The sequence below is a fragment of the Devosia sp. MDV22-iso42 genome, from assembly GCF_058629155.1.
In genome coordinates this window covers 225369-241155 of the sequence record NZ_JBZVWR010000012.1, presented here as the reverse complement: position 1 = coordinate 241155, position 15787 = coordinate 225369, and the positions used below count along the sequence as shown (strand labels likewise).

Sequence of the window (15787 nt, the reverse complement as noted above, 5' to 3'; positions counted from 1 at the left end):
GCTCGCATGCCGGTGGACGGAACAACATCAATCCGTTCCACCCCTTCCCTTTCCCGCCCATCTCCATTAGACAGCCCACTTAACCACCCCGACCAAGCCTTCCCCAAGCGCCGCAACGCCCAGTTGTCGTGCGCGAGTGGTGCGGGTGGCCTGAGCGCCGGGTGATTCTTCCCCGCCCGGCCCCCGCGTCCTAGAGCCGAGCGAGACCCATGCCAAAACGTACCGACATCAAATCGATCCTCATCATCGGTGCGGGTCCGATCATTATCGGACAGGCCTGCGAATTCGACTATTCCGGCACCCAGGCCTGCAAGGCGCTCAAGGAAGAGGGCTACCGCATCATCCTGGTCAACTCGAACCCGGCGACGATCATGACCGATCCGGACCTGGCCGACGCCACCTATATGGAGCCCATCACCCCCGAAGTGGTGGCCCGCATCATCGAGAAGGAGCGTCCCGACGCGCTGCTGCCCACCATGGGTGGCCAGACGGCGCTGAACTGCGCGCTCAGCCTGCGCAAGATGGGCATCCTGGAAAAATACAATGTCGAGATGATCGGTGCCACCGCCGAGGCCATCGACAAGGCCGAGGACCGCGAGCTGTTCCGCGACGCCATGAAGAAGATCGGGCTGGAGACCCCGCGCTCCATGCTGGCGCACAACACCATCGAGGCGCTGCAGGCGCTCGAAGTGATTGGCCTGCCCTGCATCATCCGCCCCAGCTTCACCCTGGGCGGCACCGGCGGCGGCATAGCCTACAACCGCGAAGAATACCTCGCCATCGTCGAGAGCGGCGTCGATGCCAGCCCGACCAATGAAGTGCTGGTCGAGGAAAGCGTGCTCGGCTGGAAAGAGTACGAGATGGAGGTTGTCCGCGACAAGAACGACAACTGCATCATCGTCTGCTCGATCGAGAACATCGATCCGATGGGCGTCCATACCGGCGACTCCATCACTGTCGCCCCGGCCCTGACGCTGACCGACAAGGAATACCAGATCATGCGCGACGCCTCTTTGGCGGTGCTGCGCGAGATCGGCGTCGAGACCGGCGGCTCCAACGTGCAGTTCGGCATCAACCCGGCCGATGGCCGCATGGTTGTCATCGAAATGAACCCGCGCGTGTCGCGCTCCTCGGCCCTGGCATCCAAGGCCACCGGCTTCCCCATTGCCAAGGTCGCGGCGCGTCTGGCTGTCGGCTATACGCTCGACGAGCTGGACAATGACATTACCGGCGGCATGACCCCGGCCTCCTTCGAGCCGTCGATCGACTATGTCGTCGTCAAGATCCCCCGCTTTGCCTTCGAAAAGTTCCCCGGTGCCGACAACCGCCTGACCACCTCGATGAAGTCGGTCGGCGAAGCCATGGCCATCGGCCGCACCTTCCAGGAAAGCCTGCAGAAGGCGCTGCGCAGCCTCGAAACCGGCCTGACCGGCCTCAACGAGATCGGCATTCCCGGCCTGGGCGAAGGCGAAGACAAGAACGCCATCAAGGCTGCGCTCGGCACCCCGACACCTGACCGCCTGCTGCACGTGGCCGAGGCCATGCGCCTGGGCATGAGCCTTGAAGACATTCACGAGGCCTGCAAGATCGATCCCTGGTTCCTTGAGCAGATGCAGGGCATCATCGATATGGAAGCCAAGGTGCGCGAGTTCGGCCTGCCCCAGGACGCGGTCAATCTGCGGGCCCTCAAGGCCATGGGTTTTTCCGATCCACGCCTGGCCCAGCTGGCCAATCTCAAGGCTTCCGATGTGCGCAAGCTGCGCCATACGCTCGACGTCCGACCGGCCTTCAAGCGCATCGATACCTCGGCGGCCGAATTTGCCTCGCCGACGGCCTATATGTACTCGACCTATGAAGTGCCCTTCGCTGGCACCGTAGCCGACGAGTCCCGGCCCTCAGATCGCAAGAAGGTGGTCATCCTGGGCGGCGGGCCCAACCGTATCGGCCAGGGCATCGAGTTCGACTACTGCTGCTGCCATGCCGCCTTCGCGCTGGCCGATGCCGGCTATGAAACCATTATGATCAACTGCAACCCGGAAACCGTGTCGACCGACTACGACACCTCCGATCGCCTCTATTTCGAGCCGCTGACCGAAGAAGACGTCATCGAGATCCTCGAGCGCGAAAAGCAGAACGGCACGCTGCATGGCGTCATCGTCCAGTTCGGTGGCCAGACCCCGCTCAACCTCGCCGAAGCGGTGCAGAAGGCCGGTGTGCCGATCCTGGGTACCCAGCCGGACTCCATCGACCTGGCCGAAGACCGCGACCAGTTCTCCAAGCTGCTCAACCGGCTGGAGCTGACCCAGCCCAAGAACGGCATTGCCTATAGCCTCGAACAGGCCCGCATCGTCGCCGAACGCCTCGGCTACCCGCTGGTCATCCGCCCCTCCTACGTGCTGGGCGGCCGGGCCATGGCCATCGTGCACTCCTCCAACGAGTTCGAGCGCTATGTGCAGGATACCCTGACGGGCCTCGTGCCGCCGCACATCATGCTGCGCTATCCCAATGACAAGACCGGCCAGATCAACTCGGTGCTGTCGGACAATCCGCTGCTGTTCGACGCCTATCTCTCCGGCGCCACCGAAATCGACGTCGACTGCCTGTGCGACGGCAAGGACGTCTTCGTCGCCGGCATCATGGAGCATATCGAAGAGGCCGGCATTCACTCCGGTGACAGCGCCTGCTCGCTGCCGCCGCGCAATCTGAGCCCCGAGGTCATCGCCGAGCTCAAGCGCCAGACCGCCGAACTCGCCTTTGCGCTCAAGGTCGGTGGCCTGATGAACGTGCAATATGCGCTCAAGGACGGCATTATCTACCTGCTCGAAGTCAACCCACGCGCCAGCCGCACCGTGCCTTTCGTGGCCAAGGTGATTGGCCAGCCGATCGCCAAGATTGCCAGCCGCATCATGGCCGGCGAGAGCCTCGCCAGCTTTGGCCTTGTCGAAAAGAAGTTCAAGCACATCGCCGTCAAGGAAGCCGTCTTCCCCTTCAACCGCTTCCCCGGCGTCGACACCGTGCTTGGCCCTGAAATGAAGTCGACCGGCGAAGTCATCGGCCTCGACATTGATTTTGCCATGGCCTTTGCCAAGTCCCAGATCGGTGCCGGCTCCAAGGTACCGACCAGCGGCGCTGTCTTCATCTCGGTGCGCGATCAGGACAAGCAGTACATCGTCGACATGGCCCGCCATCTCGTCGAAGGCGGCTTCACCATCCTGGCGACCGGCGGCACCCAGCGCTATCTGGTCGACAACGGCATTGCCGCCACCAAGATCAACAAGGTGCTCGAGGGCCGTCCACACATCGTGGATTCGATGAAGAATGGCGGCGTGCAGCTGGTGATCAACACCACCGACGGCATGAAGTCGATCAGCGACAGCCGCGACATCCGGCGCACCGCCCTGTTTGGCAAGATCCCCTATTACACCACCATCGACGGCGCCCTCGCCGCGGTGGAAGGCATCGTCGCCCTGCAGAAGGGCAACCTTACCGTGCGCTCCCTGCAGAGCTACTTCGCGGACTGATACAGTCCGCCTGAGACGACGAACGGCCGCGCCATCCGTGTCGCGGCCGTTGATTTCCGACAGGACCTGCTCGTCCTGTCCCGACGCTGACAGGTTCGCTTCGGGATCGTCCGCAATCTGGGTCAGGTGACAGCCAGCCGCGCTGTGCAGCCGAGCGTCCCCCTAGGGCCCTTCGACACCCCGACCGTTGACCTGGCCAACCAGACTAGAGCGCGCCCAGCCAGGTCGCGGGTTCAGCCGCGGCGGGTTCGGATACGGTCTCCTTGCGCAACACAACAATCTCGTCGGGCGCGTCCCCGGCCTTGGCAAGGGCCGCCAGGCGCCCAGCGCTCATCTCGGTCAGTTCTACACCTGCCGCCAGCAGCAGCCTGTCGCTGCTATCCAGGACGTCATGGACCACCACGTCGCCAAGCCGCGCCTGCGCTGTTTCGACCAGCAGCCTGGTTTCGCGTGTCTCATTCACCGGTTCGAGCAGGATACGGTAGGCGGTTGCAAAGATCTTGGGGTCGTAGTGTTCCCTGTGCATCGACATGCGCTCGAAAGCGCCAGCCCGATTGCGCGTCTTGCCCGTCGCCTCGTCAGCAAGGTCGATGATGACCTTGAGGATGCGTGCCGACTGCGGCAGTTCCATTCCCTTCGGGCCATCTTTGGGCCATCCCGATCCATCAAAGCCCCGCCGCGAATAGAAAACGGCGCGGGCTACGCCCTTCATGCGCGGGATATTGGCGATAAGCCGAGACGCCACCAGGGCGCTCTCCTCGAGGCGCAGGGTTTCCTCATCGTCAAGACGCATGTCCTTGACATACTTGTTCACCAGGTCGTCGGGCAGTGAGATCACGCCAAGCGGATATAGGAGCGACGCCAGGTCAAGCTCCCACTTCCTCTCGACCGGCATGTGGTCAGACAACCGCCGCGCCCAGCGCTGCACTTTTGCAGCCTTCTGAAACAGCTCGGGGCGGGCCAGCGCCAGGGTGTCGGTCATGAGCTTTATGCCACCGCCCAGCAGCTGCTCCATATGCTGCTTCGCCTCCACGAGCTCGCGGTCCCTTGTGGCGAGGAGATTCTCAGCGGCCTTGCGGGCGGCCTGCTCGCGCCTCAGTTGCGCAATAGCCGCCTTCTCGGCAGCGGGGCTGGCCAAACCTGTCTCGATAACTGTTCCGCCCATTCCCGCCTCCACATGTGGATCCGCTTCCTGGCGATCAATTATGCACGCTTGCGGCATAATTTCCTCTGCTGAAAGTGCATAAAGTTCTATGGGGGCAGTTAATCGGCACGCCAGCCCGTCTCATAGGAAATGCAGCCAGGAGACGGCGGGAGCCTCAGCCCGGATACTTCAGCATCGACATCGCACTGTCGTTGACGAGACCGGGGCTGAGGGCGGTCGTATCATCTAGAAGAAGCCAGCAACCTCCGCCAGCGCCCCATCGACGGCATCATCGTCGATATCGAGATGGGTTACCCAGCGCTGCTGGCCATAACGCCCGGTAATGCCGATCCCGCGTGATCCGAGAAAGTCGGTAAAGCGCTGGCCGATCTCGGCCGCCATATCGACAAAGACGATATTGGTGTCGGGCATGGTGACGCGCAGTTCCCGATAGGCGGCAAGGCCCTCGGCCAGCCGACGGGCACGGCGATGGTCATCACCCAGCCGGTCGATATTGTGATCGAGGGCGTAGAGACCTGCCGCCGCCAGGATGCCCGACTGGCGCAGGCCGCCGCCCAGCATCTTGCGATGCCGGCGCGCTTTGTCGATCAGGTCCTGCCGACCGACCAGCACGGAGCCGACCGGCGCCCCCAGCCCCTTGGACAGGCAGATCGAGACGCTGTCGAACGGCGCGGTAAAAGTCTTGATATCGGTGCCCAGCGCCACGCAGGCGTTAAAGGCCCGCGCACCATCCAGGTGCAGCCCCAGCCCGTGCCGCACGGCAATATCGGCCACATCCGCCATATAGCCGACCGGCAGCACCTTGCCGCCAATGGTGTTTTCCAGCGCAATCACTCGCGTCGTGGCAAAATGGCTGTCGTCCGACTTGATCGCCCCTTCGATATCGCCGAGAGCCATCGTCCCGTCCGGCTGATGCGCAATCGGCTGCGGCTGGATCGAGCCCAGCACAGCCGCGCCGCCGGCCTCGTACTTGTAGCAATGCGCATTCTGCCCGGCGATGAATTCATCGCCCCGGCCACAATGGCTCATCAGGGCGAGCAGGTTCGACAGGGTACCGGACGACACATAGATCGCCGCATCCTTGCCCAGCATGGTCGCCATACGCTGCTCCAGCCGGTTGACGGTGGGGTCGTCGCCAAACACGTCATCGCCCACCTCCGCTTCGGCCATGGCCTGGCGCATGCCCGCTGAGGGGCGGGTAACGGTATCGGAGCGGAAATCGTGGCGGAGCGTATTCATCATGCGTTCACAGTCGTGTTCAAATGGCGGCGGACCAGCTTACCTGCTGCCCCCTCTCCTGCCTATCGTTCACGCTGCGACATCCCCACCTGCATCCGCGCCGTCATTGGCGGCGCTCACATCGATGGGGGGCTTGCGGGCAACCACCAGCAGACCATTGATGGGTTCACCGCGATCAAGTCGCAGCACAACGGTCTCAAAACGCAGGATTTCCAGCCCGGACAGCACCACCGCATCGCGCGTAGCCTTGATCCCGTGCGCATAGCGCAGCGATGGCCGCAGGAACACCGCCTCCTCGCCATCATGGGCTTCCAGCGAAAACGCCGCCAGCCCCCCGGGCATCAAGGCCGGCACCAGCGCAGCCAGCACCGGCTGCAGTGCGCCGCAATAGATGAACACATCGGCCGCCGTCACCAGATCCGCATCCGCCCGTCGCGCACTCAGCGCCGCCACCAGTTCGGCCTTGTCCAGGCGATCATAGACCCCCTTGCGGGCCGTCTCGGCAATCATGGCAGAGGATATGTCTATGCCTTCCAGATGATCGACCTTGCCGCGGAGCCGTGCACCCATGAGACCGGTGCCACAGCCCAGGTCCAGGCCACGTGCGAAGCGATCGATGCCCAGCCGGGCCATTTCGAGCGCCAGCAGGTCATCCAGCATTTCCGGCACCCGATAGCCCAGCTTGCCAACCAGCGCACTTTCGAATTTCGGCGCATACTGGTCGAACAGCGCCTCGACATAGCTGACGGCTGTGCCCTCCCCGGCCGGACCGGCACCATGCACGGCCAGTTTAAGCCGCGCGCCGAAGACCTCGGCATCGTCCAGGGCTTCGAGATGCCGCCACGCCGAGATCGCCCCCGCAACATTGCCCTGACGGTCGTGGTAATCACCCAGCAGATCCCATCCCGCGGCCCATTCCGGCACTAGTTCAAGCGCCTGGCTCATGAGATCGGCAGCAGCGGCAAACTCGCCATCTTTGGCGAGCGACCGTGCATAGTCGGCGCGACGATCCGCGATGACATCGCCGGAAGAATAGGACGCCTTGGTCAAGACGATGTGATCTCTATGGGGTTATCGGTCAAATCGCCCGACGCGCCGGGATTTGCAGCAATTCCTGGCCGATTGCAAGTGCATCCCATGGCCAGCCTTGCTCCCGTTTCGGAAATCGCTCTTTCCACCGGTCCGTTTTGCGCTATCCTGCCCCTGTCCAGTTCTGCCGCACGGATTGTGACACGACGCCACTGGACGCAGTTGGCACTCAATGTAGGGCCAGTCCATCGCGCGTCAGCGCCGGGTTGATTGATCAGGCGTAAATACTTGACGACGCTTACCTTTCCCTGACGAGAACAGTGTTCCCGCCGGGCCTTTTGTCATGATCATAGAGATATTGAACGGCTTTTCTTTTGGCGCTAAGATTGCTGGATCGAATATTGCGGCCGACTGATCTGATTATGCGAACTTTCATTCGCCTCTGCTGACGTCACTTTCCGATACTCGATATCACTAAAGGTCGCGGCCAATAGTGGCCACGACTGCCTAGCAGCAGACTGCACGAGGGAACGCGCATCATGGCAACTGGCACCGTAAAGTGGTTCAACGGCCAAAAAGGCTATGGCTTCATTCAGCCGGACGAGGGTGGGGCGGACGTCTTTGTCCACATCTCCGCTGTCCAGCGCTCAGGCCTCAATGGCCTCGATGAAGGCCAGAAGGTCAACTACGAGATCGTCAAGGACAAGCGGACCGGGAAGTCCGCCGCCGACGAGTTGACCAGCGCCTGAACGCAGGCGCACTAAGTCAAGGGGACGCATCTACTTGGAGGTGATGCGTCCCTTTTGCTTGCATGGTCCAGGTTAGATTCGACCGAGCTCTTCGGTGCGTTTGCGGGTGGCACTGACCGTCCGGTCCATCAGGTCCGTCAGTCCGGGCTCGCCCATCAGCACGGCCAGGCCGGCCGCTGTTGCGCCCTTGGGCGAGGTGACATTCTCACGCAGAACCGAGGGCGAGATGCTGCCGGCATCCATCAGCGCTGCGGCGCCGATTACCGTGCCCCGGGCGAGTTGCTCGGCGACGGCATCGGGCAGGCCCTGCCGTTTGCCGGCGGCGGCAAGCGCTTCAACCATATGAAAGACATAGGCAGGACCAGAGCCGGAGACCGCTGTCAGGGCATCAAGCTGGGCTTCATCGTCCAGCCAGACCACCATGCCGGAGGCCGAAAACAGCGCGTCGATGGCGATGCGGTCCTCCGCAGTCACATCAGGACCGGGCACGACCCCGGTAATGCCCTTGCGCACCTGCACCGGCGTATTGGGCATGGTCCGCACAACGCGCTGCGTACCGGCCTTGCCCGCCAGGCGAGCCAGATCGATCCCGGCGGCAATCGACACCACCAGCGTATGCGGGGCAATGACCGGCGCCAGCGATTCCAGCACGCCGTCCATGACCTGCGGCTTGACCCCGATCACCAGCACATTGGGCGTGAGCCCGCTGGCCTGGCTGCTCAGCGTCAGGCCGAAATCCTCGGCCAGTTGCAGCAGCGCCTCGCCGGGTCGGGGATGGACGATAATCAGGTTACCCGGTGGCAAGCCGGCATCCAGCCAGCCGCGGGCCAGCGCCACACCCATTTTGCCGGCACCCACCAGCATGACGGGACCGATTTTGCCCAGCGACTGACTCACGCCTCGCCCACCGTCTCGAACATCACATGGCTCAGCGCATCGGCAGCCGACTTGCCGGCCCAGACCACGAACTGAAACGCCTGGTAATAGAGATCGCAACTATCGGTGGCCGAGCGCAGCAGCGCTTCGCATTGCTGCGGCGAGACCTCTGCGCCACCCGTCATCAGATGCGAATTGCGGAACAGCACCACGCCTTCCTTGTTCCAGATGTCGAAATGACCGATCCAGAGCTGCTCGTTGATCAACGAAATCAGTTGCTTGATCTCGGCCCGGCGGCCTTCGGGAACCTTCAGGTCGAAGGCGCTGGCGATATGCAGGCTTTCCAGATCTTCCATCCAGTTGAACGACACGTGATAGTCACACCAGCCGCCGCGTACCGATATGGAAATCTCGTCGGCATCCTGCCGTTCGAAGGTCCAGTCGTTGATCGAGGCGATATGCTCGATAATGTCCACCGGGTGAACATTGCGATCGAGCTCGACTTGGATGAGTGACATTCCGTCTTCCGTCCTGGCAATGCGTAGAGTGGATGCATGCTGCCCGAGGGCTGGCAATTCCGGGTACTCAGGGAACTGTTTGCACGCACAAGGGCTTACGAATCGTCCTGATGAAATCAACCTACACGTGCCAACTGATTCAGGGCACGCGACGCGGACCGGGGACGACAATCTCTTGTGGATGATGATCAGGTGCTTAGGGTTAACAGGCTGTTAACATCGAGGCGCTCTCAACCACTGCTTTTGCGTCAGAATGGGGCGGAAGGGGCCCATCCGGAGGTGAGGACCTCCGTCCAGCCGTCAAAGCCATTCGCCGCCGCCTGCGCCGCCGCCGCGTCGTGATCATATTCCACCACGCGCAACGCGGTGGACCATTTGCCCTGCCGCCGCTCGATCACGGCATAGCGCGCATCGGGTGAACCGTGCACCAGCTGGAACCCTACCGCCCCGGGATTGATGATGCGCCGCCCGTCCCGCAACCGGACCGACCGGGCCAGATGGGTGTGGCCACACAGCATGATGGGATAGTCGATGCCCGCCGCAGCCGCGACGACGCTTTCCTCGCCAGGCAAGGTCATCGTGCGGTCCGCGTAGAAGTCATCGATCCAGTGCTGCTCATCACTGGCCGGCGTGCCGTGGCAGAGGAAAATGTCGTCGTTGAACACCGCCGTCGCCGGCAGCGCTGCAAGCCATTCGCGTTGACCCTGGCTTAGTCGGCTCGCGGCAAAGTGATCAACCCTGCCCTGCCCTTGGGCACGCCGTTCAACCACCCATCGATCATGATTGCCCGAAATGATCGGCCCATCGAGGGCCATCAGTCGCTCGGCGACGCCTGCCGGGTCCATCGGACCGCTGACGTGATCGCCCAGGCAAAGCGTGGCATCCACGCTCTGGGTGGCGATATCCGCCAGCACGGCATCAAGCGCCAGCGCATTGCCATGCACATCCGAAAGGACGGCGACGCGCATGCCTACCTGGCTTTGCCGGCGTCGCCCTTGAGCGCTGCAATGTCCTTGCGCAGGGCATCGATCTCTTCGCCCTGGACCTGCACCAGTTCGCGCAGCGCGTCGAAATCCTCGCGCTTGACCAGGTCCATATCGGCAACCAGGCGCTGGACCTGCGACTTGACCGCGGTTTCGACTTCCCGGCGCACACCATCGGCGACACCGGCGGCTTCGTTCATCACGCGCCCGAGGCCGTCAAAGATCTTGTTGCTCTGGTTCATTGCACACCCGTCTGGTTGGCCTGTTTGCCTTGATACTTAGGTGATGGCTGCCGACTTGACCAGAGCGACCGAAGCGGCAATGGTCCGGCCGATTGCCGCAGGAGCCCGCGCGTGCCCTTTCCCGATATAGATCCGATTGCCTTTGCCCTTGGTCCCTTTGCTGTCCGCTGGTACGCCCTGGGCTACCTGGTGGGCACCGGCCTGGGCGCTGCCTATGGCTATCTGCTGCTCGCCAATACCCGGCTGTGGCAGAAGGGTGAACCACCGTTCAAGGCGGACGATATCTGGGACTTCGCCTTCTGGACCATGCTGTCGATCGTCCTGGGCGGTCGCATCGGCTATGTGCTGTTCTACAACCTGCCCTTCTACCTCGCCAATCCGGGCCAGATCCTCAACACGCTTGATGGCGGCATGTCCTATCATGGCGGCATGCTCGGACTGATGCTGGCCGTGGTGCTGTTCACGCGCGCCAAAGGCAATGGCAACTGGCTGAGCGGGCTCGACCTGATCGCCTCGGTCAGCACCATCGGCATCTTCCTCGTCCGCATCGCCAATTTCATCAATGCCGAGCTCTATGGCGCTCCTACCACCCTGCCCTGGGGCGTGATCTTTCCCACCGACCCTGAGCAACTGCCGCGCCATCCCAGCCAGCTTTATGAAGCCGCGCTGGAGGGCCTGCTGCTGTTCCTGGTCATCCGCGTTTTCACCCATGTGTTCTACAGCCTGCGCCGCCCGGGCTTTGTCGCCGGCGTCTTCGGCATCGGCTATGGCCTGTCGCGCATCGCCGTCGAGTTCGTCCGACTGCCCGATGCGCAGCTTGGCTATCTCTATGGCGGCTGGCTGACCATGGGCATGCTGCTCAGCCTGCCCCTGGTCCTTGGCGGCATCGCTTTGGTGACCTACGCGGCGACGCGCAAGCAGAACATATTGCGAGCCTGACATGACCGACCAGCCCGCCCCCACCCTGCCAGAACTCATCGACATGCAGATCCGCACCACCGGACCGATGTCGGTGGCCGCCTATATGGGCCTCTGCCTGACCCATCCCACCAAGGGCTATTACAAGGGCGCCGACCCCCTGGGCGCCGCGGGAGACTTCGTCACGGCCCCCGAGATCAGCCAGACGTTTGGCGAACTCATCGGCTTCTTCATTGTCAGTCTCTGGCAGCAGATGGGCAGCCCACGCGAGTTCACCCTGCTCGAACTCGGCCCGGGCCGGGGCACGCTGATGGCCGACGTGCTGCGCGTCGCCTGCCGCGCCGAGGGGTTTCGCGATGGCCTCGATCTGTGCCTGTTTGAAACCAATGCGGCCCTGATTGCCGAACAGCATGCCCGCCTTGAAGCCTATGGTGCCCGGTGGATCGACGGCTTCGACAAGGTCGGCCCGGGGCCGCTGCTGGTCGTCGCCAACGAGTTCTTTGACGCCCTGCCGATCCGCCAGTTCGTGCGGGCCGACGATGGCTGGCACGAGCGCATGGTGGGCACCAATAATGGCCGCCGCGTCTTTGGCCTCAACCCCAGCCCGATCCCCGCCTCGGCCATGCCCGAGACCCTGGCCGATGCCGAAATCAACGCCATGCTGGAAGTTGGCCTGGCCAGCGGCGAGGTGATGAACCGCCTCGCCACGACCATCTCCACCCAGGGCGGAGCGATCCTGGCCATTGACTATGGCTATGCCCGCACCCAGACCGGGGAAACCCTGCAGGGCGTGCGCCGCCACCAATATGCCGACGTGCTCGATGCCCCCGGCGAAGTAGACATTTCCGCCCATGTCGATTTCGAGGCCCTGGGCGCCGTAGCCAGCAGGGCCGGACTGGTCGTGCAGCCGCTGGCCACCCAGGCACAGTTTCTCACCCGTATGGGCATCAATGAACGCACCAGTGCCCTGATCGCCGCCAATCCCGGCATGGCCGAGGAACTCTCGGCCGCCAAGGCAAGGCTGATTGGCCCCGATCAGATGGGCAATCTGTTCAAGGTCTTCTGCGCCGCCAGCCCCGGCCTGCAGCCCCCGGGATTTGCCTGATGCCGGCGCTGTATGAAACCAGCCCCGCGCTGGCCAGATTGCGACATGGCTTTTTCGGCCGGCATGGCGGCAGCTCGGTCGGGGTCTATGCCAGCAACAACATGTCCTTCACCACCGGCGACGAGAGTGCCGTGGTTGCGGCCAACCGGGCCGGTGTCGCCCGCTCGATGGGCCATCATGCCGCCGACCTGGTCATCCTCAGGCAGACCCATTCAGCCGACGTCCATGTCGTGACCGAGCGCCTGCCCGCCGATACGGTGATCGAGGCCGACGCGATGGTCACCGACCGCAAGGGCCTGCTGCTGGGCATCCTGACGGCTGACTGCACGCCCATCCTGTTTGCCGATGTCGAGGCCGGAATCGTCGGCGCTGCCCATGCCGGCTGGCGCGGCGCGGTTGACGGCGTCATCGGCAACACCATCGCCGCCATGCTGACCCTTGGCGCCCGGGCCGACCGCATCATCGCGGCCATCGGCCCGACCATTTCGGGGCCGAATTATGAAGTCGGCCCGCAATTTGCCGCCGACCTGCTTGCCGCCCATCCGCAGGCGGGCAACCGCATCAGCATTCCAGCCGGCGGCGTCGAACACTTTGACCTGCCGGGCTTTGTCGCCGATTGCCTGACCGCCGCCGGCATTGGCGCCATCGATCGCGTCGGCGCCTGCACCTATGCCCATGCCGAGCGCTATTTCTCCCATCGCTATGCGACTCACCACGCCATCAAGACCGGCCGTCAGGTGGCGGTCATCGGTCTCGCGTAATTCTTTACCTATCGACCAATTGCGGCGTTGCGAGTCCGGGAGGGACTCGCTAAAGCTGCGGCGAAACTGGAAGGCCTCGCTCCGCGCGGCCGGTTGAGACAGGATCGCGCCCCATGAAGCTGGTGACCGGCAACTCCAACCGGGCCCTCGCCCAGGCTATCGCCAGCTATCTCGAGCTCCCCCTCACTGATTGTACGGTCAAGCGCTTCGCCGACAAGGAAGTCTTTGTCGAGATTCACGAAAATGTCCGCGGCGAGGATGTTTTCATCCTTCAGTCGACCAGCTTTCCGGCCAATGACAACCTGATGGAACTGCTGATCCTGACCGACGCGCTACGGCGCTCCTCGGCCCGGCGCATCACGGCCGTCCTACCCTATTTCGGCTATGCGCGGCAGGATCGTCGCGCCACCGGGCGCACGCCGATTTCGGCCAAGCTGGTCTCCAACCTGATCACCGAGGCCGGCGTCAACCGCGTGATCACGCTCGATCTGCATGCCGCCCAGATTCAGGGCTTCTTCGATATTCCAACGGACAATCTCTACGCCGCGCCGATCATCACCCGGGACATCCTGGACAATTACAAGCTCGACAATACCATGATCGTCTCGCCCGACGTTGGCGGCGTGGCCCGCGCCCGCGCCGTCGCGCAACGGCTTGGCACTGACCTGGCCATCGTCGACAAGCGCCGCCCCAAGGCCGGCGTTTCCGAAGTGATGAACATCATCGGCGACGTCTCCGGCCAGTCCTGCATCCTGATCGACGACATCGTCGATAGCGGCGGCACCCTGGTCAATGCGGCCGAGGCCCTGCTCAAGGCCGGCGCAAAGCAGGTTTCCGCCTATATCACCCATGGCGTACTCTCCGAAGGCGCCGCACAGCGCATCGGCACCTCCAAGCTCAAGGAACTGGTGGTGACCGACTCCATCGAGGAAACCGATGCCCACCGCGCCGCCGGCAATATCCGCCGTCTGGCCATCGCCCCGCTGATCGGCGAGGCCATTGCCCGTACGGCCAGCGAACAGAGCGTGTCGAGCCTGTTCGACTGATCCGCGAGCATAAGCCGACCAATCCAGCAGCCCGTCACCCTTCCCGCTTGCTCGTCCAGCCCCTTTGGGCTATAGCCCGCGCCATGAAGCGCTCGTCACCCCTGGAGGACGGGCGCGTATGCTGTTGTAGTGACGCATACACCAACCAGAGTGGATATTTCCATGGCTGAAGCTAAGGTGCTCAAGGCACAGGCGCGTGACGGAGTTGGCAAGGGGGCCGCTCGCGAACTGCGTCGTCAGGGACTTGTTCCTGCTGTTATCTACGGTGACAAGAAGGCTCCTGTTACCGTCTCCCTCGCCTACAAGGATGCCTACAAGTTCATCTATGCTGGCGGCTTCCTGTCGCACGTCATCGAACTGGACGTGGATGGCACCAAGCACACCGTGATCCCGCGCGATTACCAGCTTGATCCGGTCAAGGACTTCCCGCTGCATGTGGACTTTCTCCGCGTCGGCAAGGGCACCAAGCTGACCGTTCAGGTGCATGTGCACTTCATCAATGAAGAAGCCAGCCCTGGTCTCAAGCGCGGCGGCACGCTCAATATCGTGCGCCACACCGTCGAAGTCTCGGCGCCTGCCGACTCGATCCCCGAAGAGATTACCGTCGACATGACCGGTTTTGACATCGGCGACTCGATCCACATTTCGGCCGTGACCCTCCCCAAGGGCGTGACCCCGACCATTACCGACCGCGATTTCACCATCGCGACCATCGTTGCGCCATCGGCCCTCAAGTCGGCCGGTGAAGAAGGCGATGCCGAGACCCCAGCAGCAGCCGCACCCAAGGCCGAGTAATCGACCTGACCGCCTGTTGCATCATGTTCGAGGCGGCCTTCGGGTCGCCTCTTTCGTTTCCGGAGTGAGCAATGAAGCTGCTTGTCGGCCTGGGCAATCCGGGCAGCCAGTATCAGGGCAACCGCCACAATATCGGCTTCATGGCGCTCGATGCCATTGCCCGCCAGCACGGCATTGCCGGATTTCGCTCCAAGCATGCCGGCAGTCTCGCCGAAGGCACCATCGATGGCGAAAAGGTCATCCTGCTCAAGCCACAGACCTTCATGAACCGCTCCGGCGACAGCGTGCAGCAGGTCGCCAAATTCTACAAGATCGACCCTGCCGACGTCATCGTGCTCTATGACGAACTCGACCTGGCGCCCGGAAAGGTGCGCGTCAAGGTGGGGGGCGGCAATGGCGGCCACAATGGCCTGCGCTCCATCGACCCCCAGATCGGCCTGAACTACAAGCGCGTCCGCCTTGGCATTGGCCACCCCGGCAAGGAAAACGTCACCCACCACGTGCTGGGCGATTTTGCCAAGGCCGACCAGGCCTGGCTCGACCCGCTGCTCGATGCCATCGGCAAGCATGCGGGCCTGCTGCTCAAGGACGACGATAGCGGCTTCATGAACAAGCTGGCCCTGGCGCTCAAGCCGGAAACCGAAACAGCTGCCAAACCAAGCGCCAGCGGCGCGGCGAAGGCCCCGGCCACAGGCCAGAGCCACATCCGGCAGGCCCGCCCCGCCAAGCCCCAGGCCGCGGTGCCGGCAAGCGGACCGATGGCCGACATACTCAAGAAGCTGTTCAAGGGCGACTGACGAAAACGGCGCGCCAACCTGAGTTGACGCGCCGCCAGATTTT

The 15787-nt window shown here is 63.1% G+C and carries 15 protein-coding genes; 8 read left to right on the top strand and 7 right to left on the bottom strand.

Features of this window, described 5'->3' with window-relative positions; genetic code table 11:
* The first annotated feature begins 209 nt into the window (after positions 1-209).
* A complete protein-coding gene (gene carB / locus AC4NN3_RS16045; RefSeq protein ID WP_491928089.1) occupies positions 210-3521 on the top strand; it encodes a carbamoyl-phosphate synthase large subunit in 3312 nt (1103 codons plus the stop codon).
* Positions 3522-3726: 205 nt separating this feature from the next.
* Here carB and AC4NN3_RS16040 read toward each other — a convergent pair whose 3' ends face one another.
* The 3 genes from AC4NN3_RS16040 to AC4NN3_RS16030 form a co-directional block, all read right to left on the bottom strand.
* Positions 3727-4686: an HD domain-containing phosphohydrolase gene (locus AC4NN3_RS16040; RefSeq protein WP_491928088.1), complete on the bottom strand. Its 960-nt coding sequence runs from the start codon at positions 4684-4686 to the stop codon at positions 3727-3729.
* A 225-nt stretch (positions 4687-4911) separates the two neighbouring features.
* On the bottom strand, positions 4912-5928 hold the full coding sequence (gene ltaE, locus AC4NN3_RS16035) for a low-specificity L-threonine aldolase (protein WP_491928087.1): 1017 nt from the start codon (positions 5926-5928) through the stop codon (positions 4912-4914).
* 66 nt (positions 5929-5994) lie between these two features.
* The gene (locus tag AC4NN3_RS16030; protein ID WP_491928086.1) at positions 5995-6975 is read right to left on the bottom strand and encodes a class I SAM-dependent methyltransferase; all 981 of its coding nucleotides are present in this window, start codon (positions 6973-6975) and stop codon (positions 5995-5997) included.
* A 518-nt stretch (positions 6976-7493) separates the two neighbouring features.
* On the opposite strand from AC4NN3_RS16030, the gene AC4NN3_RS16025 reads away from it, so the two are divergent.
* The gene (locus AC4NN3_RS16025; RefSeq protein ID WP_193335005.1) at positions 7494-7703 is read left to right on the top strand and encodes a cold-shock protein; all 210 of its coding nucleotides are present in this window, start codon (positions 7494-7496) and stop codon (positions 7701-7703) included.
* 72 nt (positions 7704-7775) lie between these two features.
* On the opposite strand, the gene proC is transcribed toward AC4NN3_RS16025, so the two are convergent.
* From proC to AC4NN3_RS16005, 4 genes are all read right to left on the bottom strand, one after another.
* Positions 7776-8600: a pyrroline-5-carboxylate reductase gene (proC, locus tag AC4NN3_RS16020; protein WP_491928085.1), complete on the bottom strand. Its 825-nt coding sequence runs from the start codon at positions 8598-8600 to the stop codon at positions 7776-7778.
* The gene (locus tag AC4NN3_RS16015) at positions 8597-9097 is read right to left on the bottom strand and encodes a type III secretion system chaperone family protein (protein WP_491928084.1); all 501 of its coding nucleotides are present in this window, start codon (positions 9095-9097) and stop codon (positions 8597-8599) included. Before AC4NN3_RS16015 ends, proC begins: the two co-directional genes overlap by 4 nt.
* A gap of 248 nt (positions 9098-9345) precedes the next feature.
* A complete protein-coding gene (locus AC4NN3_RS16010; protein ID WP_491928083.1) occupies positions 9346-10065 on the bottom strand; it encodes a metallophosphoesterase family protein in 720 nt (239 codons plus the stop codon).
* Positions 10066-10067: 2 nt separating this feature from the next.
* Positions 10068-10322, bottom strand: a complete 255-nt coding sequence (locus AC4NN3_RS16005) for an accessory factor UbiK family protein (protein WP_491928082.1) — start codon at positions 10320-10322, stop codon at positions 10068-10070.
* Between the two features lie 111 nt (positions 10323-10433).
* Between AC4NN3_RS16005 and lgt the strand changes: the two genes are divergently transcribed.
* From lgt to pth, 6 genes are all read left to right on the top strand, one after another.
* Entirely contained in the window at positions 10434-11261 is an 828-nt protein-coding gene (lgt, locus tag AC4NN3_RS16000) for a prolipoprotein diacylglyceryl transferase (RefSeq protein WP_491928081.1), read from the top strand.
* A 1-nt stretch (position 11262) separates the two neighbouring features.
* On the top strand, positions 11263-12345 hold the full coding sequence (locus AC4NN3_RS15995; RefSeq protein ID WP_491928080.1) for a class I SAM-dependent methyltransferase: 1083 nt from the start codon (positions 11263-11265) through the stop codon (positions 12343-12345).
* On the top strand, positions 12345-13106 hold the full coding sequence (gene pgeF / locus AC4NN3_RS15990) for a peptidoglycan editing factor PgeF (RefSeq protein ID WP_491928079.1): 762 nt from the start codon (positions 12345-12347) through the stop codon (positions 13104-13106). The genes AC4NN3_RS15995 and pgeF overlap by 1 nt, the downstream gene beginning before the upstream one ends.
* Before the next feature lie 113 nt (positions 13107-13219).
* On the top strand, positions 13220-14152 hold the full coding sequence (locus AC4NN3_RS15985) for a ribose-phosphate pyrophosphokinase (RefSeq protein ID WP_491928078.1): 933 nt from the start codon (positions 13220-13222) through the stop codon (positions 14150-14152).
* A gap of 162 nt (positions 14153-14314) precedes the next feature.
* Entirely contained in the window at positions 14315-14947 is a 633-nt protein-coding gene (locus AC4NN3_RS15980; protein WP_491928077.1) for a 50S ribosomal protein L25/general stress protein Ctc, read from the top strand.
* Positions 14948-15018: 71 nt separating this feature from the next.
* Positions 15019-15744 (top strand): aminoacyl-tRNA hydrolase, encoded by a 726-nt coding sequence (gene pth / locus AC4NN3_RS15975; protein WP_491928076.1) that lies wholly within the window; start codon positions 15019-15021, stop codon positions 15742-15744.
* Positions 15745-15787: the final 43 nt, after the last annotated feature.

What these genes read in the sequence shown, in the direction of transcription:
- carB (WP_491928089.1), top strand. Translation starts at nt 210, where the DNA reads ATGCCAAAACGTACCGACATCAAATCGATCCTCATCATCGGTGCGGGT.
- AC4NN3_RS16040 (WP_491928088.1), bottom strand. Translation starts at nt 4,686, where the DNA reads ATGGGCGGAACAGTTATCGAGACAGGTTTGGCCAGCCCCGCTGCCGAG.
- ltaE (WP_491928087.1), bottom strand. Translation starts at nt 5,928, where the DNA reads ATGATGAATACGCTCCGCCACGATTTCCGCTCCGATACCGTTACCCGC.
- AC4NN3_RS16025 (WP_193335005.1), top strand. Translation starts at nt 7,494, where the DNA reads ATGGCAACTGGCACCGTAAAGTGGTTCAACGGCCAAAAAGGCTATGGC.
- AC4NN3_RS16015 (WP_491928084.1), bottom strand. Translation starts at nt 9,097, where the DNA reads ATGTCACTCATCCAAGTCGAGCTCGATCGCAATGTTCACCCGGTGGAC.
- AC4NN3_RS16010 (WP_491928083.1), bottom strand. Translation starts at nt 10,065, where the DNA reads ATGCGCGTCGCCGTCCTTTCGGATGTGCATGGCAATGCGCTGGCGCTT.
- AC4NN3_RS16005 (WP_491928082.1), bottom strand. Translation starts at nt 10,322, where the DNA reads ATGAACCAGAGCAACAAGATCTTTGACGGCCTCGGGCGCGTGATGAAC.
- AC4NN3_RS15995 (WP_491928080.1), top strand. Translation starts at nt 11,263, where the DNA reads ATGACCGACCAGCCCGCCCCCACCCTGCCAGAACTCATCGACATGCAG.
- pgeF (WP_491928079.1), top strand. Translation starts at nt 12,345, where the DNA reads ATGCCGGCGCTGTATGAAACCAGCCCCGCGCTGGCCAGATTGCGACAT.
- AC4NN3_RS15985 (WP_491928078.1), top strand. Translation starts at nt 13,220, where the DNA reads ATGAAGCTGGTGACCGGCAACTCCAACCGGGCCCTCGCCCAGGCTATC.
- AC4NN3_RS15980 (WP_491928077.1), top strand. Translation starts at nt 14,315, where the DNA reads ATGGCTGAAGCTAAGGTGCTCAAGGCACAGGCGCGTGACGGAGTTGGC.
- pth (WP_491928076.1), top strand. Translation starts at nt 15,019, where the DNA reads ATGAAGCTGCTTGTCGGCCTGGGCAATCCGGGCAGCCAGTATCAGGGC.